The 26,809-nt window shown below is 34.2% G+C and carries 26 protein-coding genes and 3 pseudogenes; 18 read left to right on the top strand and 11 right to left on the bottom strand.

What is annotated here, in order from left to right; genetic code table 11:
• Nucleotides 1-38 precede the first annotated feature (38 nt).
• From JO40_RS06230 to JO40_RS06220, 4 genes and pseudogenes are all read right to left on the bottom strand, one after another.
• Nucleotides 39-818, bottom strand: coding sequence for an ABC-2 family transporter protein (locus JO40_RS06230; protein WP_044978591.1), 780 nt, complete (start codon nucleotides 816-818; stop codon nucleotides 39-41).
• Entirely contained in the window at nucleotides 802-969 is a 168-nt protein-coding gene (locus JO40_RS15325; RefSeq protein ID WP_084224520.1) for a hypothetical protein, read from the bottom strand. Before JO40_RS15325 ends, JO40_RS06230 begins: the two co-directional genes overlap by 17 nt.
• 70 nt (nucleotides 970-1,039) lie before the next feature.
• Nucleotides 1,040-1,579, bottom strand: a pseudogene (locus JO40_RS06225) (ABC-2 family transporter protein); the annotation flags it as partial.
• Entirely contained in the window at nucleotides 1,563-2,468 is a 906-nt protein-coding gene (locus tag JO40_RS06220) for an ATP-binding cassette domain-containing protein (RefSeq protein WP_044978588.1), read from the bottom strand. The pseudogene JO40_RS06225 and the gene JO40_RS06220, both read right to left, overlap by 17 nt.
• Nucleotides 2,469-2,724: 256 nt before the next feature.
• Between JO40_RS06220 and JO40_RS06215 the strand changes: the two genes are divergently transcribed.
• Nucleotides 2,725-3,207, top strand: a complete 483-nt coding sequence (locus tag JO40_RS06215; RefSeq protein ID WP_044978587.1) for a ferritin — start codon at nucleotides 2,725-2,727, stop codon at nucleotides 3,205-3,207.
• Nucleotides 3,208-3,261: 54 nt separating this feature from the next.
• Here the strand turns inward: JO40_RS06215 and deoC are convergent, their stop codons facing one another.
• The 5 genes and pseudogenes from deoC to JO40_RS06190 all read right to left on the bottom strand — a co-directional run bounded on the left by deoC (nucleotide 3,262) and on the right by JO40_RS06190 (nucleotide 10,216).
• Complete coding sequence (gene deoC, locus JO40_RS06210) at nucleotides 3,262-3,912, bottom strand: deoxyribose-phosphate aldolase (RefSeq protein ID WP_044978586.1); 651 nt, start codon at nucleotides 3,910-3,912, stop codon at nucleotides 3,262-3,264.
• Between the two features lie 69 nt (nucleotides 3,913-3,981).
• Nucleotides 3,982-6,861 carry a tetratricopeptide repeat protein gene (locus JO40_RS06205; protein WP_044978585.1) on the bottom strand — a complete coding sequence of 960 codons (2,880 nt, stop codon included), beginning with the start codon at nucleotides 6,859-6,861 and terminating at the stop codon, nucleotides 3,982-3,984.
• A complete protein-coding gene (locus tag JO40_RS06200; RefSeq protein WP_044978584.1) occupies nucleotides 6,851-8,398 on the bottom strand; it encodes a fibronectin type III domain-containing protein in 1,548 nt (515 codons plus the stop codon). Before JO40_RS06200 ends, JO40_RS06205 begins: the two co-directional genes overlap by 11 nt.
• A 62-nt stretch (nucleotides 8,399-8,460) precedes the next feature.
• A pseudogene (locus JO40_RS15200) lies at nucleotides 8,461-9,187 on the bottom strand (gamma-glutamyl-gamma-aminobutyrate hydrolase family protein).
• Between the two features lie 75 nt (nucleotides 9,188-9,262).
• Nucleotides 9,263-10,216, bottom strand: a complete 954-nt coding sequence (locus tag JO40_RS06190; protein ID WP_245609048.1) for a hypothetical protein — start codon at nucleotides 10,214-10,216, stop codon at nucleotides 9,263-9,265.
• Nucleotides 10,217-10,398: 182 nt separating this feature from the next.
• Between JO40_RS06190 and JO40_RS06185 the strand changes: the two genes are divergently transcribed.
• Together JO40_RS06185 and JO40_RS06180 are read left to right on the top strand one after the other, a co-directional pair.
• Nucleotides 10,399-10,632: a hypothetical protein gene (locus JO40_RS06185; RefSeq protein WP_002692434.1), complete on the top strand. Its 234-nt coding sequence runs from the start codon at nucleotides 10,399-10,401 to the stop codon at nucleotides 10,630-10,632.
• On the top strand, nucleotides 10,625-10,897 hold the full coding sequence (locus JO40_RS06180) for a type II toxin-antitoxin system RelE family toxin (RefSeq protein ID WP_044978583.1): 273 nt from the start codon (nucleotides 10,625-10,627) through the stop codon (nucleotides 10,895-10,897). Before JO40_RS06185 ends, JO40_RS06180 begins: the two co-directional genes overlap by 8 nt.
• A gap of 31 nt (nucleotides 10,898-10,928) precedes the next feature.
• Here JO40_RS06180 and JO40_RS06175 read toward each other — a convergent pair whose 3' ends face one another.
• Nucleotides 10,929-11,210, bottom strand: a complete 282-nt coding sequence (locus JO40_RS06175; protein WP_044978582.1) for a helix-turn-helix domain-containing protein — start codon at nucleotides 11,208-11,210, stop codon at nucleotides 10,929-10,931.
• Nucleotides 11,211-11,527: 317 nt separating this feature from the next.
• On the opposite strand from JO40_RS06175, the gene JO40_RS14610 reads away from it, so the two are divergent.
• The 5 genes from JO40_RS14610 to JO40_RS06150 all read left to right on the top strand — a co-directional run bounded on the left by JO40_RS14610 (nucleotide 11,528) and on the right by JO40_RS06150 (nucleotide 17,871).
• Nucleotides 11,528-12,007, top strand: a complete 480-nt coding sequence (locus tag JO40_RS14610) for a hypothetical protein (RefSeq protein WP_245609047.1) — start codon at nucleotides 11,528-11,530, stop codon at nucleotides 12,005-12,007.
• Between the two features lie 373 nt (nucleotides 12,008-12,380).
• Complete coding sequence (gene tgt, locus JO40_RS06165; protein ID WP_044978581.1) at nucleotides 12,381-13,502, top strand: tRNA guanosine(34) transglycosylase Tgt; 1,122 nt, start codon at nucleotides 12,381-12,383, stop codon at nucleotides 13,500-13,502.
• 67 nt (nucleotides 13,503-13,569) lie between these two features.
• Nucleotides 13,570-15,063 (top strand): HEAT repeat domain-containing protein, encoded by a 1,494-nt coding sequence (locus JO40_RS06160; protein WP_044978580.1) that lies wholly within the window; start codon nucleotides 13,570-13,572, stop codon nucleotides 15,061-15,063.
• 2 nt (nucleotides 15,064-15,065) lie between these two features.
• Nucleotides 15,066-15,881 carry a DNA repair protein RecO gene (recO, locus tag JO40_RS06155; protein ID WP_044978579.1) on the top strand — a complete coding sequence of 272 codons (816 nt, stop codon included), beginning with the start codon at nucleotides 15,066-15,068 and terminating at the stop codon, nucleotides 15,879-15,881.
• A gap of 286 nt (nucleotides 15,882-16,167) precedes the next feature.
• Entirely contained in the window at nucleotides 16,168-17,871 is a 1,704-nt protein-coding gene (locus JO40_RS06150) for a RecQ family ATP-dependent DNA helicase (protein WP_044978578.1), read from the top strand.
• A gap of 23 nt (nucleotides 17,872-17,894) precedes the next feature.
• On the opposite strand, the gene rbr is transcribed toward JO40_RS06150, so the two are convergent.
• Nucleotides 17,895-18,470 (bottom strand): rubrerythrin, encoded by a 576-nt coding sequence (gene rbr, locus JO40_RS06145; protein WP_002672707.1) that lies wholly within the window; start codon nucleotides 18,468-18,470, stop codon nucleotides 17,895-17,897.
• A 189-nt stretch (nucleotides 18,471-18,659) separates the two neighbouring features.
• On the opposite strand from rbr, the gene JO40_RS06140 reads away from it, so the two are divergent.
• The 10 genes and pseudogenes from JO40_RS06140 (at nucleotide 18,660) to JO40_RS06105 (ending at nucleotide 26,804) form a co-directional block, all read left to right on the top strand.
• Entirely contained in the window at nucleotides 18,660-19,664 is a 1,005-nt protein-coding gene (locus JO40_RS06140) for a tetratricopeptide repeat protein (protein ID WP_044978577.1), read from the top strand.
• Nucleotides 19,665-19,726: 62 nt separating this feature from the next.
• A complete protein-coding gene (locus JO40_RS14605; RefSeq protein WP_245609046.1) occupies nucleotides 19,727-20,341 on the top strand; it encodes a LysM peptidoglycan-binding domain-containing protein in 615 nt (204 codons plus the stop codon).
• A gap of 227 nt (nucleotides 20,342-20,568) precedes the next feature.
• Nucleotides 20,569-20,934 (top strand): hypothetical protein, encoded by a 366-nt coding sequence (locus JO40_RS14600; protein ID WP_245609045.1) that lies wholly within the window; start codon nucleotides 20,569-20,571, stop codon nucleotides 20,932-20,934.
• A gap of 14 nt (nucleotides 20,935-20,948) precedes the next feature.
• Nucleotides 20,949-21,959, top strand: coding sequence for a tetratricopeptide repeat protein (locus tag JO40_RS06130; RefSeq protein WP_044978576.1), 1,011 nt, complete (start codon nucleotides 20,949-20,951; stop codon nucleotides 21,957-21,959).
• Nucleotides 21,960-21,974: 15 nt separating this feature from the next.
• Nucleotides 21,975-23,183 (top strand): annotated as a pseudogene (locus JO40_RS14595) (tetratricopeptide repeat protein); the annotation flags it as partial.
• Nucleotides 23,184-23,210: 27 nt separating this feature from the next.
• Nucleotides 23,211-23,492, top strand: a complete 282-nt coding sequence (locus tag JO40_RS15320; RefSeq protein WP_420864566.1) for a tetratricopeptide repeat protein — start codon at nucleotides 23,211-23,213, stop codon at nucleotides 23,490-23,492.
• A gap of 15 nt (nucleotides 23,493-23,507) precedes the next feature.
• Nucleotides 23,508-24,506 (top strand): tetratricopeptide repeat protein, encoded by a 999-nt coding sequence (locus tag JO40_RS06115; protein ID WP_044978575.1) that lies wholly within the window; start codon nucleotides 23,508-23,510, stop codon nucleotides 24,504-24,506.
• A 68-nt stretch (nucleotides 24,507-24,574) separates the two neighbouring features.
• Nucleotides 24,575-25,600 carry a LysM peptidoglycan-binding domain-containing protein gene (locus tag JO40_RS06110; protein WP_245609044.1) on the top strand — a complete coding sequence of 342 codons (1,026 nt, stop codon included), beginning with the start codon at nucleotides 24,575-24,577 and terminating at the stop codon, nucleotides 25,598-25,600.
• Nucleotides 25,570-25,779: a hypothetical protein gene (locus tag JO40_RS14590; protein ID WP_245609043.1), complete on the top strand. Its 210-nt coding sequence runs from the start codon at nucleotides 25,570-25,572 to the stop codon at nucleotides 25,777-25,779. The genes JO40_RS06110 and JO40_RS14590 overlap by 31 nt, the downstream gene beginning before the upstream one ends.
• A gap of 14 nt (nucleotides 25,780-25,793) precedes the next feature.
• Complete coding sequence (locus tag JO40_RS06105; RefSeq protein WP_044978574.1) at nucleotides 25,794-26,804, top strand: tetratricopeptide repeat protein; 1,011 nt, start codon at nucleotides 25,794-25,796, stop codon at nucleotides 26,802-26,804.
• The last annotated feature ends 5 nt before the right edge of the window (nucleotides 26,805-26,809 follow it).

Here is a 26,809-nt window from a genome sequence, read left to right as displayed (position 1 = left end):
ATGGGAGGGGAGCCTCTAAAAACATAGGCAGAAGATTTTTAGCTGCCCATTTCAATATTATGTTTTACTTTTAAATTAAAGAGTAAAAATAAAATTGAAAATAAAATTATAAACCATAAACCTTGCGCCTGTAATTCCGAAAAACTTATCTTTTCTAAAAAGCACCGGGCAGGCGTATCAAAAACATAGGGAATGGGAGTATATTTTACCGTATGTTTTAAATTTCCATACAGATATTCTACAGGAAAAAATTTTCCTCCTAAAATAAGTAAAACAGAATACATGCAGTCTCTAAATCTGGTAATATCCGTAAACCAAACCGTAAAGCAGCCGATAATTGCTTGAATAAAAAATAAAATAGAAAAACCTAGGATTGAAGCAAATAAACCTATTAAAATCGAAAACAAACTAAAAGAATTTAATAAAAATATTTTAACGGCTGCAATAAAAATTATATTTATAATTAAGCGGATAAAAAACAAACCGAAAGCCTCCATATAAATTCTAAAAATATAATTTACAGGCTGTATCAAAAGAGGGATTATTGATCCTGAGTTTATGTTTTCCATCAAATTATATGCAATATACATTGCAGAAGAAACGGAATAAAAAATTATATTTACCGTTATATAGTAACCGGTTATATACTTAAAGTTTACAGTCTTAGAATTAAAAAAAATATTTTTAAAAAGAAGTAAAAAAATAATTGAACTTATGAAGATTGAAAAAAAAGATAATATAAAATCTATTTTAAATTGATTTTCTTCCTTAATTTTTGCAATCGAAAACATTAAATATTTTTTAAACGGCAGATTCATATAGGCTTAATCCTTTTTTTAATGCGGTATTACAAAGAATATAAGATAGAAAAAACTGTATGCTTAAAACTATCATCCAAATAAATAGTTGAAAATAATTCTTTCCGCCGGAAAAAGAATATAACCGTGCTGGCACTGTAGCAGTAAACATAACCGGAATTACATAGGTAAAAATTTTTTGCAGTACGGCAGGAAAAAATTAAGAGGGTATTTTTTATTTCTAAAAAAGAAAAACTTAACTCAAGCAATTCATATGCCTTCCCTATTTTGAAACCTAAAAAAGAAACGGTTAGACGAATGTTTTCTATAGCAACGGTTGCGGCTGTACAAATTATAAGAGCCGGTATGAGAACTTTTAGAGCTTGTAATTTTATCAAGCCGTATAGAACAAATCCTAAGCCCAACAAAAATCTGAATGAAATTCTAAAAAAGTTAGCCCGTTCCAATAAAATATAAAGAATAGGATTTATGGGTTTTACCAAACATAGATCCAAACTTCCGTTTAAAATATAATATTCAATAAAATATGTTCCGATAAAGAATGCAGAAATTGCCGTGCATATAAAACTAAATCCCATAAATACGGTCAAACTATTGTAATTCCAACTTGCTGCCTTTAACCCCAACGCAAAAAGAGAATTCCAAAAAATCCATATTCCGGCAAGATCGAAGAGATCATCAAGTATAATAAAAAAACAATTTGCGGGATAGGCAAAATTCTTTTTTAAGGAAATTAAAAAAAATCTATTTATAATATTCATAAAGCAAATCCTCTAAATTAGGCTCTTCATACTTTATATTTGCATTAAGCTCTGCAAGTGTTTTACTTACGGAATCGGCTTGATTTCTTTTTAATAAATAACGCCTATCGCCTGTTAGAGTTTCATCGGTTTTTTTAATATCAAATAGTTTACAATCCAATTCAACATTTGTAGTCAAACTTGTATATTTGTCAAGATACGCATCCAACTGAAGACGGTTCATTTCAAAAAGCTTTTTACCGTTGGCAATTAAAATAATTTTGCTGCATAGTTTTTGCATGTCCAAAATATCGTGAGTAGTAATTATGATTGAAATATTTTTATTTAATGCCAGATTTTGAAGAATATTCCGCAGCGTCCTTTTACCTTCTATATCCAAACCTAAAGAAGGTTCATCCAAAATAAGCAGGGACGGCTCATAAATTAAAATACATAAAAGTTCGGCACGAATTTTTTGTCCCAAAGAAAGAGTCGCTGTTTTATTATTTAGAAAATCTTTACACCCTAAAATGTTTGAAAATTTTTTTATATTATCTTGATAAATATCATTGGGTATTTTATACATTGTCTTAAAAAGTTTTATTGTTTCAATTACAGGAAGATGATAAATCAGGTTGGATTTACCTCCGAGAAAAACGCCAAGTTTCTTTTTATCTTGATAAGAAAATTTAAGAGGATTTTTATTAAAAACCTTGACTTCTCCGCTTGTGGGTTTTATAATTCCTAAAAGCATTTTTATAATCGTACTTTTGCCGGCCCCATTGGGGCCGAGAAGCCCTAATATTTCGCCGCAATTCAGCTTTAACGAAAAGTCTTCAACAGCGTAATCTTCCCTCATCTTATATTTTTTGGAAAGCGATTCTGCATAGATAATTTGTTCCAAGGACATAAGTTTAATCAATCCCTTATTTTTTAATATTGAATAAGTGTATCTTATATATTAAATAAAATCAAGGCTTATTTAAGTATTGTACAAAAACACGAAAATCAATTTTTAGGCAATCACAGTCCATAATTCTTCTGTAAAATGTTGTTTTTAGCATTTTCTCAAATTTTATAGCAGAAAATAATGGAATTTCTTACTTGACTATAGATAAAAATAGTGTTACCTTTAATATATTAACATACAAAAGGCGGTAAATATTATGAACGAAAAAATTACTAAGGCTTTAAACGAGCAGATTAACAAGGAAATGGAATCGGCTTATTTATATTTAGGTATGGCTGTACATTTTGAAGCTGAGGCTCTTTTGGGGTTTGCCCATTGGATGCAGCTTCAAGCTAAGGAAGAAATGGAACATGCTCTTAAAATATACAAATATTTGTTTGAAATAGGAGCAAAGCCGGTTTTAGGAGCTATCGGTGCCCAAAGTACCGAATACGGAAAACCGGTAGATGTAATCAAAAAGGTTTTAGAACACGAAAAATTTGTAACCGCTTCAATTACAAATCTTTACGAGCTGGCCATTGCCGAAAAAGATTATAAAACTCAAAGTTTCTTAACTTGGTTTATCAATGAACAGGTTGAAGAGGAAGCCAATGCTACAGCTATCCTTGATAAGTTTAAGTACATTGACGGCAATACGGGCCTTATGATTCTGGATAAAGAACTCGGCAAGAGAGCTTAAATCTAAGGGTGACCTCTAAAAACTTCAGTTTTTTAGAGGTTACTTTATAACAATTTACTTGTCGGTAACTATTGATATGCCGCTGCTGGCTCCTATCCTTGAACAGCCCAAACCGATATAGGTTTCAGCATCTTCACGGGTACGTATTCCGCCTGAAGCCTTTATCTTTGTATCTTTTTTTAAATACTTTTTAAACAGTTTTATATCTTCAACCGAAGCACCTCGGCTTCCATAGCCTGTCGAAGTCTTTATAAAATCCGCTCCCGCTTTTTCGATAACGGCACAAATATCTGCAATATTTTTTTCTTCAAGATAACAAGTTTCGACAATTACTTTAAGAAGAACATCCTTTTCATGGCAAGCCTTTGTAACAGCATTTATTTCATTCTGAGTATATTTCAAATCTCCCTCTAAAAGTTTTCCGACATTTATAACCATGTCTATCTCTTCCGCTCCGGCTTCAATTGCTTTTTTAGCCTCTTCTACTTTTACCTCTGTTGAAGAAGTTCCAAAGGGAAAAGAAATAACGCTGCATACCTTTACATCGGAACCTTTAAGCTCCCTACTCACCAATAAAACATTACACGGATTTACACAAACGGAAGCAAAATGATATTTCTTTGCTTCATCACAAATTTTAATTATATCCTTTTCGGAAGCCGTAGGTTTAAGAAGGGTATGATCTATATATTTATTTAATTCCATATTTAAACTCCTGTCTAGCAAGAATAATATATATTTTGTTTTTTGTCCAGTTATTAACCTATCAAAACTTTATTCGATTTGTTTTATCAGATTATTGATTTTTCCTATGCAAGCGGATGCAAACCCTTTGTCAGGCAGCTGGGATGCAACTATCCGCAGGTAGCCTAAAACATCTTTTAAAGTTTTATCTGTGGAAGTCTTAGGTTCGATTGTTTTTTTCAAAGCACCTCTTACATTTAAGAGAATCATTCTGCGTTTTAATCCCACATCGCCCGATAGTTTATTTATAACATATTCCATTTGAATTCGCTCATTACTTATAAGAAAGTCTTTCAATTCTATGGCAGGAAGGTTATCCAACAAATCACGCAAATATACAAAGAGTTTGACAATTTCATAACTTTCGATTATATTCAACTCTTCTTCAAATTGAGGAGAATTTTTTAAATTATGAGGCAGAATTCCCTTATGCGGATTTTTAGAAATCATATTAGTATCTTCATCAAGTATTTTGGATAATTCCAAATCATTATCGACTGAAGATGGGAGAAGAGAATTGGAAGCCGTATCGGCAGTGTCCAAAAGAGCATCATCGGAGCTGACAGGAAGGCCATCCACTATCCCGTTTTCATTATTTAATTTATCTTCATTGCTTAAAAAATCTTCAGCACTTAGATCCTTTTCATCAAGTTTAGGCTCGCCGGAAGTTTTAGGTGAGTTTTTTTCTGCCGGTATTTCAGATAAGGGACTGGAAACGTCTTGCGATTGAGGTACAGCTTTCGATTGAGGCGGAGCTTTCGGTTGAGATTCTGCTTTCGGTTGAGGTGCGGTTTTCAATTCCGGTCCCATTTCAATTTCTTCATCTTCCGAATCAAAGTTGCTAGCTGCATTCGGCTTTGCTGTAGGGCTAACTCCGGCAGAATATTCAGGTTGCTGCATAGCAGAACTTGATTGAGGTTGTGAAGGCTTAATATTTTCGTTTGGAGGAATTTGAGACGGCGGAGATTGAGGGATTTGCATTTCTTCTGCAGCATCTTTTTGTTTTGAAGTATCTTGAAGTTGAAATTCTTCCTCAGGCATATCATTTTTGTGATTTTTTCCTAAACCTGAATTGCTAAAATCAGGAGAATCATATCCATCAATCATTTCGGGGCTATCATCAATCGGAGCATCAACATAAACTAAATTTTCTAAAGAGTCTTCATCTTCTTCTTTGTTAAGATCTTCATCATCGGCCAATTCCATCAAATCATCAAAAGGCATTTCCAAATCCGGCATATCTTCAAAACTTTCACTAAGGGTAATTTCATCGTCATCTTCAAAGTTTACATCTCCTACCTCTTTTAGTTCTTGTTCGAGACTTATATCAAGCTCTTCTTCCGGAAACTTAAGTTTATCAAGGTTTTTATTAAGAATTCCATCATCCCCATAAGAGCTGACAGCGTCTTCATATAATTGAACCGACTCGGATAAGCCATTTATATCATCGTCTTCGATACTATCCGTTCGAATATCAACAATTTCATTTGCAAGCCGGACGGCTTCAGCTGTATTTCCTTCTTTTTTATTTAGCTCCAAAATTGCTGCAAGAGCTTCAGTATTTTTTGAATCGTTTTTTATTATCTTGTTATATTCATGCTTGGCTAAATCATATTTTTGCATTTGTTCATAGGCCTTTCCTAGTTTTAGACGTGCAGAAATTTCTTGGGGTCTTTCATTTAGATATTTAATCAGCTCACCGGCTGCCTCTTTATATTTATCGTTATGAAAATAAAGGTCAGCCAGTTCTGCACGCATATTTATTTCACTTGGAGATATCTGCAACAGGTGTTCAAAAATAAGCTCTGCCTTTTTAGTGTCTCCTAATACGGAATAAAGTTTACCCTGCATTTTAAGAATATCTTTATCACCCTTAATTTGTTTACTTAAATGATTTAAGATTTCTTTCGCTTTTGCATAATCTTCAAGCATCAAGCATACATCTGCCGTACTCAATAGCAAGTCTTTATTATCGGGATTTTTTTCTTTAGCGTTTATCAAAATACTATAAGCGTCAAAGTATCTTTTTTGAGTTTTAAGCATATTGGAATATTCCAACACTGCAGGTAAAAAATTATCATTTATAGAGATAGCTTTTTTATAAAAATCTTCAGCAAGTTTATCTTGATGCTTCTTTTGGTAAAGTCCGGCCAAGCCGGTAAAATTTTCTTCAGAAGAACCGTTTGATTCTATAATAATTTTATATGTTTCAATTGCTTTTTGCAAATCTCCCATTTCGACATAACAATCAGCTATGGCTTTTAAAGCTTCAGGCCAATTAGGTTTTGTCTTTAAAGCAGTTTGGTATGAATTGACGGCTTCTTTATAAAGCTTTTGTGCCTTATAAACATCTGCAAGATTAAAATTTAAAAAAGGATGATTAGGATCAACTTTTAAGCCCATCTTATAAACTTCAAGAGCTTTTGAATAATCTTTGCATAAAAAATACACACTTGCCAAATGATTATAAGCAAGGGCATCATCGGGCTTTATTTCCAGCACGTCCATAAAACATTGTATAGCGTGTTGATAATCGCCCTTTTGTTTATATGTGTTTCCCAAATTATAAATAGTAGTTTCGTTTTTACTGTCAATAGCCTTCGCTTTTTCCAATATAACTACCGATTCGTTAAGCATATTAAGACGGCGATATATTACTCCCATATTATTTAAAATATCTACATTATTTGCATCAAGAGAATTTAATTCTTTATAGACTTCTAAACCTTTTTTTATATCGCCTGATCGGATATACAGTTTTCCCAAAATACTTTTTAACAGGTAATACTCATCGGGTGTTTTTTTTTCCTTTTTCAGCTGATTTAACAAAACTTTTTCAGCAAAGTCATAATCACGAGATAAAATAGCTGAATTAGCCTGCTCAATTATAATGTTCAAATTACTCGACATTCTTTCCTTCCTTTTTACTTTGCAGAGGCCTAGCCCACACCTCTTTTGATGTATCACCGGCATGTTCTCCGTTTTCTTCATCATAAGCAGCTATCGCAAAAAAGTACAATTTGCCGTTTTTTAAATTTTCTATTTTATAATTTGTTACATTTCCCGCATCTATAGGCGATAATTCATCAAAGTATTCACCCTTTTTATTTCCAAAATAAATTAAATACCCCTTTACATCCGTATCTATTGAAGGCGGCCAAGATAAGTAAACGGATGAATCTCCTGCCCTTGCAATAATCTTCGCAGGAGGAAGAGGAAGATTATCTTTTTCATACTCTAAAGAAAATGAATGAATAATCGGCGATTTAAGCCCTTCCGAATCGGAATAAATATTACAAGCAATCTGAAAAAAACGGCCGGAAATATTTTTTATCTCTTCATTCGGTTTAATACTTTTCCATTCAGGGTAGGTTCCATTCCAATTAAAAGGGCTATCGGCAGTTCTGATAAAAAATTCCGCATCGGTTTGTTCCGGGGTTTCATATAAGGCTTTTAATATGAGAGGCCGGGATTTATTCCCTCCGGTATCGATTATATTTGTTTCGATACGGCCTCCGTCTTGGGGATATTTTTCAAACAAGGAAGATATTTCCCAAGGCATTCCGAATTTGGAAAAAAAGTTTGTTACTTTAAGTTCATCTATTAGACCGGAATAGTTTAAACCGATAAGAACATCGGATGAGGTTCCTAGAACGGAATGCAGCACCTGCCGGCTCTCTCTTCCCGTATCGGTCATATATGTAATGGCTTCGGTCTTTCCGTTCATTCTATATTCCAAGAGCCCTGTATTTTCATCATAGGTAATAAGATGATGACTCCAAATTTCAGGTATTATGTTTGACTTTCCTGTAAGTTTTATATCAAGGCCTTTGTTATTTTTATCCTGCCAAATATTTAAAAATGACCATTCCAGCTTATTGTGAAAAATACCGGCCGCTATATTTTGGTACATTGTTTTGTTTCCGTCAACCAGAGAAGTCCACCAGCGTAAAATAGTACTCCCGCTTTCTGTTGTCTGAGGGCATAGCCAGAATTCTATTGTAAAAGATTTTACTATTTTAGTCCCCGAAAAAAAAGCCCCTTTCGACGGTTTTAAAATCAGACTCTCTTTGCCCGGATTATCATAACATAGGGCAGCCCCTTCTCCATACTTTGCTTTTTGAGCTTCAATATGGATAAGAGAAGCTTTCTCCACAGTATAATTTCCGGTTTCTTCAACCGTCTCCTTAAAATCGAAACTGAGATACATATCCGTACTTTCGGTAATATTTTGAGGAGCTGATGATAGACCTAAGGATTTCAATCCAAATTTCCCGTTTCTTTGTTCTATATTATTAGAATAGATAAGATTGTTCCACCCGAATGTTCCTCCGAAATTTATCACTGCATCTTCGGAAAAAGCGGAATTTAAGAGAATAGTAAAAAGTACAAAGCTCAATAAGGAGCTTTTTCGCAAATTTAGTTTAAATTTACACATAATCTGCACCTATTATCGGCAAAAAAGCCTTGTACATCAAGAATATCTTTTTATTTATTTTTAGCAAAAAATTAGCAATGACTTATAAATTCTTTAAACAGGTCCAATGAAGCCTTATAAACAGCCGCTGTCATTTCAGGGTGAAACTGAACACCCATCATAAAGCCTTCTCCTGTGTATTCGATGGCTTCAACTATGCCGTCAGGAGCATAAGCCGTAATTTTAAAGTCCTTTGCAAGGTCTTTTACCGCCTGATGATGATAGGAATTAACCATATTTTCTTTTCCGAAAATTTTTTGCATAATAGAATTATCTTCGGTCTTGATAGAATGAGTGCGCTCTTGAGGGCGGGCTTTTTGTAGATGCTGTATTTGAATATCTCTTTTTATGAGTGAAAGGTCTTGATAAAGCGATCCGCCGAAGGCAACATTTAAAATCTGCATGCCCCTGCAAATTCCCAAAATAGGCTTTTTTAAAGTCTTAGCCGCTTTGATAAGGCTCAGTTCGTAAACATCCCGCTTAGGTAGAATTTCGCCAAGACAGGAAAGAGGCTCCTCATTAAAAAAAATGAGGCTCTACATCATGCCCGCCCATAATTATAATCCCTGAAAGGTTTTCAAGCTGTCTTTGAATAGCTTCTTCGTCATCGATTATAGGAAGCATTAAAGGTACCCCGCCTGAGGCAAGTACCGAATTCACATAGTCGGCATTGGTGTACATTCTTTCATAACCTGCAAAGAGGTTTTGCGAGGTTTCATAAAGGCAGCTGCCCGTAATTCCTATAAGCGGTTTTTTCATAATAAACTCCTGTAATAGTTTTTAAAGGATTAAAAATCCTATTGTATTTAGATTATTTCCACTTTAAAAGCTTTTTTATTTTTTTCCGTATCGGTCTTTTAAAGAAGAATAGATATAATTTTCGCCTATCTTTGCGGCAATTGCAATTTTCATGATGGATTTTTTAAGATATTTTATTTTTGCGGCCCTGTAAATAAATAAGCTCAGGTTGATTACGGCAATTATTAAACATGCAACAAGAATCCAACAAAAAATATCATCAGGAATGTCCCCATTCGAGCGAGCAATACCACCTAAAAAAATTATCACAATAGGAAGAATAATCCATACAAAAAAATGGAAGCCGCCTGCTTTTTTTAGCATTTTATTTAATGATTTTATATCTTCTATATTGTATTGAAACAGCAGGTCTATAATCAATTTAACTCCGTAAGCATCTTCTTTTGTTTCGGCAAAAAAGTCTGTATTTTCTTGCTGACCGGAATTGCTTCTAAAATCTTCTTGTGAGCTATCCTCATATTTTGTTTTTATTATATAGGGTTCAGCCAGCTGTAGATATTTTTTTAACCGGTTAATAATTTCTTCTCCGGAATAGGCAAAGTAATTCTTGTTGCAATAGGCATAGAATTCTCTTATAAATTTATTTACATCCATGTTTTTATTACTTGCCGACATTTCGAACATTCTATACAAAAGTTCGCTGTATATCTTTTCATTTACATGTTTAAATCCTGTTAAATCCAAAAAAATTGCTTTTTTGTAAAAGCCGTAAAAAGTTTTTTCCGAATTTTTGATTTTCTTCAATATTTGAGTATCAAGTTCAATGATGTATTTAACAGGATCATATTTATCCAATATATCCTGTTTTAAGCCTACATTATTCGCAAGCTCAATTTCATACTCTATATGATTATCAATAGATTGCAGCACTTGAACCAATTTAGCAGTATATGAATTTAAAACATTTTCAGAATAATTTTTGTTTATACCTGAAAACTTTTCTTTAATATTAGTAAAAAAATTCCACATATCATTCCTCATTTCCGTATCGGCCGATTAAATCACTTTATTTTAATCGGCTCGAGTATAGCATAAATTTATATCTTATTCAATGGAGGCTATAAAATGCTTATCGAGTAAAATTGATTTCCGTGATACACAAACTTGACAAATTGAATAAAATTGAATATATTTGAAGAGGAGGAAAACAAGTGCAAAAGACCATTACCATACGCATAGACAATACTATATACGATATATTTAAAAAAGCAGCCGAAGGACAAAAACGCACTATTTCAAATTATATGGAATATGCAGCATTAAACTATACCATTAATGAATCTATCGTTGATGATGAAGAAATGCAGGAAATACTCGAATTCGAAAAAGACTTAAAAAAAGGCCTATCGGATATATCTGCAGGAAGGTATAAAGTAATTGACTAACTATAAAATTGCAGAAACAGCGGCTTTTGAGAAAAAAATAAAATCAAAAAAGTACGAATTTCTATATCAAAAAATAAAAAATTATGTATATCCCATATTAAGAAAAAATCCGCATTTCGGACCTAACATAAAAAAATTAAAAGGCATTTACAAAGAGATATACCGCTTTAAATTAGGAGACTTTCGTCTTTTTTATAAAGTGTCAGAAGAAAAAGTCATCGTATTTATTATTGACATAGAAGCTCGAAAAGATGCTTATAAATAAAGGCCAAATTTTTAGGCTGAGCTAAATCCGTCTACATCCATCTTTGTATTATATCAAGAACTTGCTTTTTTGCTTCAGCCTTTTCTTCTTCCGTATCAGAAAAAAGAACAGCCGGATTGATATTCAGAGCATGACAAATTTTTAAAAGAGTATCGAGGCTGGGTGTCCTTTTACCCGTTTCAATATAATTTATCATGTTTTGAGAAATATCTGCCCGCAAAGCCAATTCTAACTGGGATAAACCTGCTTTTTCTCTTTCCTTGCGAAGTCTGCCGATAACAAGACTCTGTTGTTCTCTTAGAAACACACTCATTCATAATATTTTAACTAAATATAGTATTGACACAATTAAATATAGTATGATATAATTATAAATATAGTTAGGTTAGACAAGCTAATCGCTTGCAGGAAAAGTTTGTGCGGAACCAACCTATAACATTTACTTTGAGTGAATAATAAGCATGATAAAGGGAGTATAAGGATGATTAAAAATATGAAAGTTAGAGTTGAATATGTAATGTTATTTATTATAACATTCATATTTTGGTTAGTTGGATATTTGAATAAAAATGAGATAATAAAGAGAACTCAAATTAATATTTTACAGGTAGCTTAAACTGGAGGTTAAATATGGGAGTAAAGAGATATCAAGAAAATGTAATTAAATTCACCTCACAATGGTTGCTACTTTCGATTGGGGTTATTGTTGCTTCTTTATTTATTTACATAAGGTATTTCAATGAAGTAATACACAGGCCTATTTTTTTTATAGGAATACCTATAATTGTTTTTCTTAATTTTATTTTGTGGAGGGTAGAGAGGCAAGGAACTATTTTAGATTTAAATGAAAGGGTTATAAAGTTTAAACCTAACTATTTTATAGCTCTTTTTAAACCTTTTGGTAAGTTAAAGCAAAAAACTGTTGGTTTAGATGAAATTATAGGTGCATCGTTGAATTTTGATGTTAGTATAAGTTCAGACAATAAAATTACAAAATCTTATAGTGTAAATATCAGTGGAACATTTGGGGCAAAAGATATTGGTTTTATGACACGAGAAACTGCACAAAGTTTATATTCAATGATAGTAGCAGCCTGTAATCTACAATAATGAGAGATTATAAGTGTTAATTATTACTCATACCAACCGCTTCGCCTTGACATTTTTTTAGTATGGCTTGCCATAAACAAAATGGAGTAACTCGGATATCGGCTAAAATTATTAGTTTAGGACACTTTGAAAAATCTACAACATAAAATTTTTCAAAGTGTCCCGCCTAACTTCTTCCATAACAATAGTTCAAAATAATTTATAATTAGCCCCCCCAAAAAAATCCTCTGCGTTCTTTGCGTCCTTTGCGGTTAAATACCGAGTCTCAGCTGTCCCTGCTGTCAACTTCCCCCCTTTAATTGATTTTTTCCCGTCTTTGTGATAAACTTTCAAGCGGTTAAAGGGTTGAAGATTTAATGAAAGAAAAAAAGAAATTTTTACACTTTTACATCAAGATGCGGCTTCTCCTGCAAGGACGGGAGTTTTGGATCTGCCTCATGGAAAGGTGCTTACTCCGGCCTTTATGCCTGTGGGAACGGCGGCTACCGTAAAGGCGATGACAAAGGATGACTTAAACGAAATAGGTTTTGAAATTATTTTGGCCAATACATACCATCTTTTTTTGCGGCCGGGAATTGAAGTTATAAAAGCGGCAGGGGGCTTACACGGCTTTTCAGGCTGGAAAAAAAACTTTTTAACCGATTCAGGGGGCTTTCAAGTTTTTTCGCTTTCACAATTAAGAAAAATTACCGAAGAAGGTGTAAAATTTCAAAGCCACATAGATGGAAGCCGTCAGTTTTTAAGCCCTGAAATTGCGGTAGAATTGCAGACGGGTTTTAACAGCGACATTCAAATGCAGCTGGACATCTGCTCTTCTTTTGGGATAAGCAAAACACAAACCCTTGCCGACCTTAAAATAACTATGAACTGGCTCGACAGGGCCTTTGCAGCTTGGCACAATACCCCCGATGAATATGACGGAGCCCTCTTCCCTATAGTACAAGGTGGGTTCTTTGAAGACCTAAGACTTCAAAGCCTTGAAGCTATCTTAAAGCATGAGCCTAGGGGAATTGCCATAGGCGGCCTTTCCATAGGAGAACCTAAAGACCTCTACCAAGAATATTTGAGTTTTACTGCAAAGCATATCCCAAAAAATAAACCTCTCTATGTAATGGGAATAGGAACCCCCGACTACATCCTCGAAGCCGTAAAAAACGGAGTCGATATTTTTGATTGTGTACTGCCTTCCCGAAATGCCCGAAACGGAAACCTTTTTACCCATGAAGGAGCCATTTCAATTAAGCGGAAAGAATACGAGTTCGACTTTAACCCGATCGATTCTCAATGCAAGTGCAAAGTTTGCCGACAATATACAAGGGCCTATTTGCGGCATTTATTTAGAACAAAAGAAATTTTATACTCAATGCTTGCAACCTATCATAACTTGGCTTTTTTATATAGTATGGTACAAGACATAAGAGAGGCCATTCAAAACGATTCTTTTAACGATTATTATAAAAACTTTTTAAAGAAATACGAAAACCGTTTAGAATAAGTATTTTGTAAGTCTTAAAACCGTTAGTGTTTTGTAAGGCAAAAACTTGTATCACGGAGGATAATTTATGAAAACCCTAAAAAAAGAATTAAACTTTTTTTTAAAACCCGGCGTACTAAGCCTCTTATTTATTTTAAGCTTCGCAGTTCAACTTGGAGCCCAAGAAACCGCCCAAGCTCCTTCAGAAAATAAGGCAGCTCAAACTGATGAAAAAAAGAAAAAAGAAGTTTCGGAATTTGAAGAAAAAAGAGACACGATTCTTTACGGCATCGGCGACGATATTTTAGAGCTTATAAAAAGACTAAAAGCCGATGAAGATGACCGCTTTGATACAGATTTACAGAAAGTATTTGCCGAGACCAAGATTCCTGCAATCAGAGAAGCCTTATTTGCTTACTTTGCCGAAAAAAAGAACGATTGCTTAAAGGCCGACGCCCTCATGCTCTTAGAAAATAAAGATGACGCCCCCCAAGAAACCGTCCGTTCAGCGATTTCCTATATCAGTGAACTTAAAATATACGAAGGAATAGAAGCCTTGCGTAAAATCTTAAAAGATGAGGAGGACGAGTATAGAGACATCTGTATTTCGGCAATAGGAAAAATAGGAAAACCGGAAGATGCCGTTTTTCTTACGGAACTTTTTGATTCTGAAAGCTCCGATGACGAAAAAAAATCACTGATAATAAAACAAAACATAATGTTTGCATTGGAAGAATTACACACACCCGAAATATGGGATTTTTTAATTAGAGTTGTTGAAGATTCCGATGAAAATTCCATCATAAGAGGAAGTGCGGCTTCGGCACTTGGAAAAATAGGCGACGAAAGAGCCGTTCCGGTTTTATCGGAACTTTTTGAAAATAAAGATCCGGTTTTAAGAACGGCGGCGATCAAAGGAATTGCGGGTTTTAAAGTACCGGAGGCAAAAAATATTTTAATGCAAGCCTTCAAAGATTCCTATTATAAAGTAAGACTTCAAGCCGTTCAGTCCGCAAAAGAAGAAAAAGCAGAAGATGCCGTTCCCTTTATTTTATACCGGGCAAAAAAAGACCCTGAAAATGTTGTAAAGCTGACTGCCGTCGAAGCTCTTTCCCATTTTAACAATGCGGAAGCAAACGAATGGCTTATAGATTCTTTTAATGAAGAAAGAACAGGACTATCCCTCCGTTTAAAAATTGCCGAAAACCTTTTAAAGAATAACTTTGATGTAATTTTCGAGGACGTAAAAACGGCATCACTAAAAGCTATTTCGGACAAAAAGCAAAATAAATTTTCCGCAGAGATCGGCAAGGTTATTTCAAAAGTCGAAAACAAAGGAACAGCCCCGATAGCTGAGGCCTATCTAAACCATAATGACCCCGCTTTTAAGAGCATAGGGCTTGATATGTTCAAACGAAATAAATACCCTGAACTGATACCACTTGTTTCCTTAATTGCCGAAGACGAAAAAAACGGAGCTTTAAGCCGAAGGGCTAAAGACCTCTTACAGACGGGTTCTACACAAAGTAAAACCGATGACAAGGTTCCGGAGTCCCAAGCAGGTCAGACAGGCACTAAATAAAAATGGCAAACCGCTCTTGGTCTTCCGAAGCCCTTGTCCTTTCATTGAAGACATTCGGGGAGGGGCACAGAAACTCCCTCCTCCTCTTGCCCGATACGGAACACTCCTGCAAGCTGATAGATGCAGCCCTATTCGGAGGGCCTAAAAGCAAACTGCGAAGCATGGTAATTCCTTATCACACAGGAGAAGTTTGGATTTATTCCAATCCCATAAAAAATTCAAACAAGATAAGCGACTTTAAGGTAAGCGACTACCGAATAGGCCTAAGCGATAACCTGACCCGTATTTGGTGCGCCGCCTTTGCAGCCGAATTAGCCGTAAAACTTAAAGGAAACATCGATTGGCAAATCATAAATTCCTTTTTAACGGGAATTACCGTTTCTTCCGAGGGCGAATGCCGAACAGCCTTGCTCCGCTTTTTGTGGAGGGTAATATCGTTATCGGGGCTTGCTCCCGATATGGAACATTGCTGCCGCTGCGGAATAAGGATTTCAAGTAAAATGGCGGAAACGAATTGCCTTAATAAAGGCATCACAGAATCTTCTTACGCTCACAGCGAAAAAAACTTTTTTTTCGTTCCGCATGAGGATTCTTGCGTGTGCAGTTCCTGTCTGGATAAACATGAATCGGCCTTTCCGCTTTCACGGGAAAGCCTTTTATACCTCTTTGCAGTTCAAAATCTTATCCCCAAAATTTCAAGAGAATTAAACCTCTCTGATCAAGGCTACGCCGAATTAAAAGATTTTTTATTCTATCTTATAAGAGCTGCCGCAGGTTCAAATTTTAAAACCCTCGAATCCTGTGATTTTCTGTTGTAATTCAGTAAATTTTAAACTCATTTTGCAAACGCAAATCAACATACCCCGACGCAGAGCATCGGGGTATGTTGTTCTCATAAGGTGGTTGCAGTCGGCTTTAATACCCTTTGTTACGACGCAGAGCGTCGGGGTATTAAACCCTCCGCACGAATAAAACGAAAGAAAAATACGTTTCAAACGTAAATGAAACGTAAAAAAATACGTTGCATTTGTGTTTGTTATAATTTCTTTTTAAAAAATTACGATTTTTTTCATCTATCTCGTACAATAATATTGAGAGGTGAAAATGAAAAATCAAAATTTACAAGAAGCCGATGAGCCGTACATATGGGATGATACGCCGGACGACCTTTGCTGCCCCTTTGTTTGCGAAACCGATAATCCAGAATACAGCTTAGAAAAAACCGAAGATGCCGTTGCCGTCTGTGCAAAAAATGTTTTCGGTATTCCGTCGCTCTATCCTTGGCAGAGGCTTGCAATAGCCAATATCTTAGATGCGGTTCATGCAGTGGAAGCCCGTATTGAAGCCGAACAAACTGAAACCAAAAAGAAAAACGGTGAAGATTCCGGCAAAGATGAAAAAACAAAATTGCTGCAAAAAATTACCGCCAATACCGAAGAAGAAAAAATAACTTCGCTTTATGATGAGGATGGAACTATGAGGGGAAGGCAAATTATTCTCCTTCCTACAGGAGCGGGAAAGTCTTTGTGCTTTCAGGTTCCTGCCCTTCTGCTGGACGGGCCTACAGTAATCATCTATCCACTTCTAGCCCTTATGAGCGATCAGTTTAGGCGAATGGCGGAGGGAGGGCTTGAGCCTGTCATCTTTAAGGGAGGGCAAACTAAAGAAGAAAGAGAAGCCCAGCTTGCACGCATGGAAGGGAGCGACGGCAAGCCTCCTGCAAAGCTCATAATTGCAAACCCCGAAGTTCTTTCAGGCGGAACTCTTATAGATAGGATTGCTGCCTGCAATGTGGTTCACTTGGCGATAGACGAAGCACACTGTGTTACCGAATGGGGAGACAGTTTTAGGCCGGCCTATCTTGAGCTTACAAACATAATCAAAAAGCTTCATCCATTCGCCGTTTCAGCTTTTACGGCAACGGCGAGTCCTCCGGTTTTACAGCGTATAGCCGAAATTCTTTTTGAGGGCAGGGCTCATTTGGTTCGAGGCGAATCGGACAGAACAAATATAATTTATTTTGTAAAGCATTGCAGGGTAAAAAATCCTGCCCTTCTGGAAGAGGTGCAAAAAAGAAAAAGACCTATGGTCATCTTTTGCTCCAGCCGAAAGGGAACGGAACAGACAGCTTCATTTTTGCGCCTTCGCTTAAATGACGAGAATATAAGATTTTATCATGCAGGCCTCGAAAGAGAAGAAAAGGCCGAAACCGAAAAATGGTTCCATGAACATAAAAGCGGTATACTGATATGTACATGTGCTTGGGGAATGGGTGTCGATAAGAAGGATGTTAAAACTGTAATTCACATGGATCCTTCTCCTACTGCCGAAGCCTATATTCAAGAAGCAGGAAGGGGCGGGCGGGACGGGAGCATTGCCGAGGCAGTTCTGCTATGGTCTCCTGCCGACAAAAAAAGGATAGAGCTTTTGCCGGAAAAACAGCGTCTTAGGGCAGGTGTTCTTAAAGACTTTGCCGAAAGCGGAAAGTGCCGCAGGGCGGTTCTATTAAAGGCCCTCGGTGAAACAAGAGCAGAAGCTTCCAACCCCGACGAAGAAGTAATAGCCTGTTCGGGCTGCGATATTTGTAATAAAACGGCGGTTCAATATCCCGAGGACGAAAAGCTTTTTATAAAATTTATAAAAGCAAATAAAAGAATTTTTACTCAAAATGAAGCAATCGATTTTTTTTCTTCAAAGAAAACATTTTGGGAAGCAGGGGACGTAAAGCGTTTAAGTGCTGAGCTTCTCGAAGAGGGGCTTATCAAAAAATTGAAAACCCCTCTTTGGAAGGATAAGCTTAGTATTTAGATTAAGTTTAAAATTTGATAAGTTTAAAAACTTTCTTCTAAACGGGCAAAGTAAGCTTTAGGATGAGCACAGGCAGGACATTTTTCGGGAGCGTTTTTGCTGACCACGATAAAGCCGCAGTTTAAGCACTTCCATGTTGTCGGACTTTCTTGTACCCACATAGAATTCTCTTCGAGCCTTTTGATAAAGGCCTCATACCTTTCTGCATGGTATTTTTCGGCAACAGCTATGCTCTCCATAACGGCAGCGATTAAAGGAAAGCCTTCTTCCCTTGCAGTTTTAGCAAACTCCGGATACATGTGCTGCCATTCATGATTTTCACCGGCGGCCGCTTGCCTTAGATTTTCCAAAGTTGTGCCTACCACGCCTGCAGGCGCCGTAGCCGAAACGGTAACTTCTCCGCCTTCTAAAAAATTAAAGAGGCGTTTTGCATGTTCTCTTTCCTGCTCTGCCGTTTCAATAAAAATTCTTGCGATTTGCACAAAGCCTTCTTTTTCGGCTGTGCTTGCCCAAAATGTGTACTTATTACGAGCCTGAGACTCACCGATAAAAGCCGAAAGAATATTCTGTTCGGTCTTTGTTCCTTTTAATGATTGCATACTCTTCTCCTATTAGTATAAAATTGACTAATGTTCTTAAAAAGGGGCACAGAGTAAAAACTCATTCTTTAAAAACAAAAGCCTATATTTTAGTATAACTCTATTTTTAAAAGAGTAAAAGAGGGCAAGAAAAATAATTGACAACACAAACTTTGTCTATTATAATATTCTTAAAAGGAGGCTTAAAAGATGAAATCTAAAAATCACCTTTTTATCACAATTCTATTTTTATTTATCCTAATCTTACTATATGGCTGTAAAACAACAAATAGCGATACAGAAAAAAAACAAAACTACAGTCAGGCAGAATATTTTCACATTGCAGGGAACACTGCAAAAGAGAAAAAAGACGGAACAAGGGCTATATATTATTATACAAAAGCAATTGAAGCGGATTCTACTTATATTGAAGCCTATCTAAACCGCGGAAAGATGTATTATTACGTAAATGAACACGAAAAAGCTCTAGCTGACTTTGATAAGGTAATTGAGCTTAATCCGAAAGAAGATAGAGCTTATTATTGGAAAGGATTAGTTTTTACTAAACTTAGCAATCATAATATTGCTATTAATAATTTAAATACTGCAATAAAATTAAACAATAAAAATTACTATTATTACTATATACGTGCTAAAGTATACTATAGAATGGAACAATATATACATACTCTTAATGATATAAATATTGCAATTGAGTTAAATCCCAATATACCCAGTTTATATGAAACAAGAGGCATTGTATATCAAATTTTAGAAAAATATGATAGTGCTATAGAAAATTATAATGAAGCTATTAATATTGATCCAAACAATCTAACATCCTATAAAGGATTATTATATATATATGGGATAACGGATAAAAATTATAAAGCCATTGATGCTGCAACTAAGGCATTAGAACTAAAACCGGAGTGGACGACATACAATGTACGTGCAGAATTTTTTTTAAAACTTAATGAATATGAAAAAGCCATTGAAGATTGTAATAATTCAATAAAATTAAATCATTCCAGTGCAATTTCTTATCATACACGCGGGACAATTTACTTTGCCCTAAAAGAATACAAAAAAGCTATAGAAGACTTTAATAGGGCTATTGAATTGGATCCGGACAATATTGATAAAGTTAAACAAGAAGCCATCGAATACAAAAAACAAGCATACGAAGCCTTGGCTGAAATGGGAGAAAAGTAAAAAATTTTATTATATTGACAAAAAAATATTCATATTTTATCATACATTAAGGAGGATTTAGCATGAAAGAAAATTCAAACATAAAAAAATCAAAAATCAGAATATTAACCATTGAAGAGCTGTATATGATACACGGCGGTAAACAGACATCTAAAGATGAGAATGAAGGAGATTATACGGTAAAACAAGGAGACACTTTAAGTAAGATAGCAAGAGAACACTATCCTGATGCAAGCACTAAGGAACTATCCGAAAAAATTAAAGAAATTGCAAAAAACAGCGGTATAGAAAACCCTGACTTAATACGGCCGGGGCAAAAAATAGTCTTTGGTGATAAAGAAAGCAGCGTATCTTCGTCTTCCTCTACTCCAAGTGAACCGTCACGGCCTAAAACGGATTCTTCTTCGAGAACTTCAAACGAAGAATACTGGGATGAGCCCGATTATTCGGAAAGAGGAGATACCGAACCGGATATGACGGAGAATACTCCAAATAAACAGGAAACATCTGCGGCTCAGGAAACATCAGCTGCTAAAGAAGGGCAAGTAACCGGAAATGGGCAACATTCATCAGACGAGAAAAACTCAAACAAACAAAATCTGGCATTTGGGATTTCTATCGCAGATATTAAAACAAAAAAAGACTTTTTTAAACAAGATAATAAATTAAAAAAATAGATAATGATAAAACCATAGATACTTCAGAAAAATTTAATAATCAATCTAAATTTTTCCAGCTAATAAAGCAAGATATTGAAAAACAAACATATAAGAAAAAGAATAATGACTATGACTACAATGACAATATTTTAAAAGACATAGATCTGGTATCTACATCCAATTTTATAACCGATTCTGTAACTAAGCACCATGAAATACTTCCTATACTGACATGGGCAGGTATCATGGGGGGAGCTTTATATCTAGGCAATGAAAAAATGAGGAATATGGTTGATTATCTGGTAGATACAAAAGGTAAAATTATCAAGCCCTTAGATGAAAATACAAATTTGTCATTCGGTTTATCCCCTGGAATAAATACAGCAAAAGACGGTGGAACTTTGTATTATTTACAACCTCGAATTGGAATAGACATAAAAACACCTGTTAAATCCAATATCGGAGCAGGCAATATTTATATAGAAGGTAGAGCCGAAGCTGCTTTGAATGTATATTCGACTAAAATAAACGGCTTTCCAAGCTGGACAGAAAAAGACAACAATCCTTTGTCAAGTCTGAAATGCAGTATAGGTGTAAGAATGGAATATTAGTCAAGGAGCCGCAAATGCAATCTAAAAATAGACTTTTTATTACAATCATATTTTTATTAATCTTAATCTACGGCTGTAAAACAACAGATAACAATACAACCGATACAAGTAAAAATCAAAACTATAGTCAAGCCGAGTATTTTAACATGTCAGGGAACACTGCAAAAGAAAAAAAAGATGGAACAAGAGCTATATACTATTATACAAAAGCAATTGAAGCAAATCCTGATTATATTGAAGCCTATCTAAACCGAGGAGAAATGTATTATTACGTAAATGAACACGAAAAAGCTCTAGCCGATTTTGATAAGGTAATTGAGCTTAATCCGAAAGAAGATAAAGCTTATTATTTTAAAGGCCTATTGCTTAATGATGACGGTAACTATAATAATGCTATTGAAAACTTAAATACTGCGATAAGCTTAAACGATAAAGATTATGAATATTACGAAACCAGAAGTAAAATTTATGGATATCTTAAAATATATGATAAAGCTCTTGATAATATAAACGCTGCAATTAAATTAAATTCCAATAGTGCAAGTTTATATATGCAAAAAGGATTATTATATTGCAATATTAATAAATATACTGAGGCTATAAAAGAATATGAGAAATCAATTCAAATCGATCCTAATTATGTACTGTCTTATAAAGGTTTAATATTTATATATGGAATTCTGGAAGATAACGATAAAACTTTTAGTCTACTTAATAAAGTAATAAAAATTAAACCGGATGAAATTCTATATAGAACTAGAGGTTGGATTTTTTTTAATCTTAAAGAATATGAAAAAGCTATGGCTGATTATAATAGAGCTATCACTTTAAATCCTTCTGACGTTCTCTCATATTATGCACGCGGACTAACTTATCTTGAACTTAAATTATATAAAAAAGCAATAGCTGAATTTGATATGGCTATTAAATTCTCTATCGAAGATACACTCCAAATACGAGAAGATGCCATAAAGTATAAACAGCAAGCCTATGAAGCTTTGATTGAAATGGGAGAAAAGAAATAAACGGAGAGTTAAAAGATGAAATCTAAAAACAGGCATTTTATCACAATCCTATTTTTATTAATCTTAATCTACGGCTGTAAAACAACAAATAGCGATACAAGTAAAAAACAAAATTACAGCCAAGCCGAATATTTTAACATTGCAGGAAACAGTGCAAAAGAAAAAAAAGATATACCAAGAGCAGTAACCTATTACACAAAGGCTATTGAGGCAGATCCTATTTATGCCGAAGCCTATCTAAACAGAGGAGAAGCATATGTTTATCTGGGTGAACACGAAAAAGCCCTAGCCGATTTTGATAAGGCAATTGAGCTTAATCCGAAAGAAGATAGAGCTTATTATTGGAAAGCCGTCTTTTTTGTATACTCAAAGCAAGAGAATAAAGCTCTTGAAAATTTAAATAAATCAATAGAACTTAATGATAAAAACCATAAATATTACGAAACCAGAAGCAGGTTATATATACACTTTAATGAATTTGAAAAGGCTCTTGAAAATGTAAATGCCGCAATTAAATTAAATCCGAAATCTGCAGAACTATATGATTTGCGCGGATCATTTTACATAGAGCTAGAACGATATGATGATGCAATAAATGATGCCAAAACAGCCATTGCATTAGATTCTAACTATTTGCAGGCATATCATGGATTGATTTTAGCCTATATGTTTGCAGATAAACATAATGAAGCATTTAAAGCTATCAATGAAACAATTAAACTAAAGCCTCCATACATAGATATGTTATACGGATTCCGTGCAAACATATTTTTATTGAGAAACCAATATAAAGAAGCTATTGAAGACTGTAACGCCAGTATAAAAATAAATTCTCATAATGCCGCAGTCTACTATATCAGAGGAGAATCTTATTTGGCTCTAAAAGAATATAAAAAAGCAATTGAAGACTTTGATATGGCTATCAAATTGGATCCGGATGATGATTATTACGTAGTCAGAAGCAATGCTTATAAGCAAGTCCATGAATATGAAAAAGCTCTTGACGATATAAATACCGCAATTAAATTAAATCCGAAATCTGCAAAATTATATGATTTACGCGGATCATTTTACATAGAGCTAAAACGATATGATGACGCAATAAAAGATGCTAAAATAGCCATTTCATTAGATTCTAACTATATGCAGGCATATTATGGACTAATTTTAGCCTATATGTATGCAAATAAACATAATGAAGCATTTGAAGCCATCAATGAAATAATACCACGAGAACCTCCATACATAGATATGTTATATCGATTTCGTGCCAGCTTATTTTCATTACAAGGCCGGTATAAAGAAGCTATTGAAGACTGCAACGCCAGTATAAAAATAAATTCCGATAATGCTGTTGTCTATAATATTAGAGGACAATGTTATCTGGTACTCAAAGAATATAAAAAAGCTATAGAAGACTTTGATAGAGCTATTGAATTGGATCCGGACAATATTGATAAAGTTAAACAAGAAGCCATCGAATACAAACAAAAAGCCTACGATGCCTTAGCTAAAATGGGAGAAAAAAAATAAAAGGTAACTTTAAAAATGCAATCTAAAAATAAATTTTTTATCGCAATCATATTTTTATTAATCTTACTCTACGGCTGTAAAACAAACGATACAAGTAAAAAACAAAACTACAGTCAGGCCGAGTATTTTAACATTGCAGGGAACACTGCAAAAGAAAAAAAAGACGGAACAAGGGCTATATATTATTATACAAAAGCAATTGAAGCAGATACTGATTATATTGAAGCCTATCTAAACCGCGGAGAAATGTATTATTATGTAGATGAAAACGAAAAAGCCATAGCCGATTTTGATAGGGTAATCGAACTTAGTCCTCAATCAGATAAAGCCTATTATTTTAAAGGTTTATTGTTTAATGATACAGGTAACTATAATAAAGCCATTGAAAACTTAAATACTGCGATAAGCTTAAACGATAAAGCGTATGAATATTACGAAGCAAGAAGCCGTGCTTATGAACAAATCAATGAATATGAAAAAGCTTTTGAGGATATAAATACTGCAATTAAATTAAATCCGAAATCTGCAAAACTATACAATTTAAGAGGGAGATTGCACGAACATTTTGAAAGAACTGATGATGCAATAAACGACTTTAAAATAGCTATTAAATTGGATTCTAATGATATATGGACATATGATGAACTAATTTTAGCATATATGAAAGAAGACAAGATTGACAAAGCGTTCGAAATTGCCAATGAGATGATAAAACTTAAACCTGTACGGATCGATATACTATACGAAATAAGAGCAAGTCTATTTACATTACGAGAGCAATATATAGAAGCTATAGAAGACTGTAACGCCAGTATAAAAATAAATCCTCATAATGCTTCTATATACAATGTTCGTGGAACGGCCTATCTTGAAATTGAAGAATACAAAAAAGCAATAAAAGATTTTGATATGGCTATTAAACTTGCTTTAGAAAGCCAAAATGAAATTAAAAAATATGCTACATATTGTAAACAAATAGCTTGCGAAGCTTTGATCGAAATGGAAGGAAAGTAAAAAAACACAAAAAATTTTATTATATTGACAAAAAATATTCATATTTTATCATGTATTAGGGAGGATTTATGATGAAAGAAAATTCAAACATAAAAAAATCGGGAATCAGAATATTAACCATTGAAGAGCTGTATATGATAAACGGCGGTAAACAAGTGTCAAAAGATGAGAATGAAGGAGATTATACGGTAAAACAAGGAGATACTTTAAGTAAGATAGCACGGGAACACTATCCTGATGCAAGTACTAAGGAACTATCCGAAAAAATTAAAGAAATTGCAAAAAACAGCGGTATAGAAAACCCCGATCTGATACATCCGGGACAAAAAATAGTATTCGATGATAAAAAAGCCAGTGAACCTCCGTCTTCCACTGCACCAAGCGGACCGTCACGGCCTAAAACGGATTCTTCTTCGAGAACTTCAAACGAAGAATACTGGGATGAGCCCGATTATTCGGAAAAAAGATATACCGAATCTGACGTTACAGAGAATACCCAGAGTAAACAGGAAAAATCCTATGGTAAAGAAAAGCAAGTAAACGGAAATGGGCAACATTCATCAGACGAGAAAAACTCAAACAAACAAAATCTGGCATTTGGGATTTCTATCGCAGATATTGAAACAAAAAAAGGCTTTTTTAAATCTAATGATACATTAAAAGGAATAAAGACCATAAATGTAACATCTCAAGTAAATAATATTAAAGAACGTGATAATCATGCTCGTATGTTACGAGAACAATCAGAGGATATATTGCGGACCATTAAAGAGGAAAAAAATAAAAATAATTACAATCCCGATGCCAATATTTTAAAAGGCATAGATCTGGTATCTACATCCAATTTTATAACCGATTCTGTAACTAAGCACCATGAAATACTTCCTATACTGACATGGGCAGGTATCATGGGGGGAGCTTTATATCTAGGTAATGAAAAAATGAGGAATATGGTTGATTATCTGGTAGATACAAAAGCTAAAATTATCAAGCCCTTAGATGAAAATACAAATTTGTCATTCGGTTTATCCCCTGGAATAAATACAGCAAAAGACGAGGAACTTTGTATTATTTACAACCTCGAATTGGAATAGACATAAAAACACCTGTTAAATCCAATATCGGAGCAGGCAATATTTATATAGAAGGTAGAGCCGAAGCTGCTTTGAATGTATATTCGACTAAAATAAACGGCTTTCCAAGCTGGACAGAAAAAGACAACAATCCTTTGTCAAGTCTGAAATGCAGTATAGGTGTAAGAATGGAATATTAGTCAAGGAGCCGCAAATGCAATCTAAAAATAGACTTTTTATTACAATCATATTTTTATTAATCTTAATCTACGGCTGTAAAACAACAGATAACAATACAACCGATACAAGTAAAAATCAAAACTATAGTCAAGCCGAGTATTTTAACATGTCAGGGAACACTGCAAAAGAAAAAAAAGATGGAACAAGAGCTATATACTATTATACAAAAGCAATTGAAGCAAATCCTGATTATATTGAAGCCTATCTAAACCGAGGAGAAATGTATTATTACGTAAATGAACACGAAAAAGCTCTAGCCGATTTTGATAAGGTAATTGAGCTTAATCCGAAAGAAGATAAAGCTTATTATTGGAAGGCTTTAGTATATAAATATTTAAAACAATACGAAAACTCGATTATATGTTCAAATAAATTAATAGAATTACATGATAAAGATACAAATTATTATGAATTAAGAGCAAAAATATATATGGATATGGAAAACTATATAAGTGCCTATAACGATATAAATAATGCAATTAAATTAAATCAAAATAATGGAATACTATACAGTTTAAGAGGTCTATTAAATGAATATTTAAATAAATATAATGATGCAATTATCGATTATAACAAATCCATCGAACTTATGCCTGAGTTTATAGCACCCTACAAATCATTACTAAGTATATATTTACAGACTCAAAATTATGAAGCAGGTCTTGAAGTTGCCAATAGAGCTATTAATATTGAACAATCTTGGATATTATATAGTACAAGAGGATATCTATTTTTAATGCTGCAATCATATAATGAAGCAATATCCGATTCTAATAAAGCAATAAAACTAAATTCAGGTTTTGCAGACTCATATCTGACAAGAGGCAAAGCTTATTTAGTCTTAAAAGAATATAAAAAAGCTATAGAAGACTTTAATAGGGCTATTGAATTGGATCCGGACAATATTGATAAAGTTAAACAAGAAGCCATCGAATACAAAAAACAAGCATACGAAGCCTTGGCTGAAATGGGAGAAAAAAAATAAAAGGT

Source organism: Treponema putidum, assembly GCF_000755145.1.
Lineage (GTDB): Bacteria > Spirochaetota > Spirochaetia > Treponematales > Treponemataceae > Treponema_B > Treponema_B putidum.
This window is presented reverse-complemented; position numbering and strand designations above follow the sequence as displayed.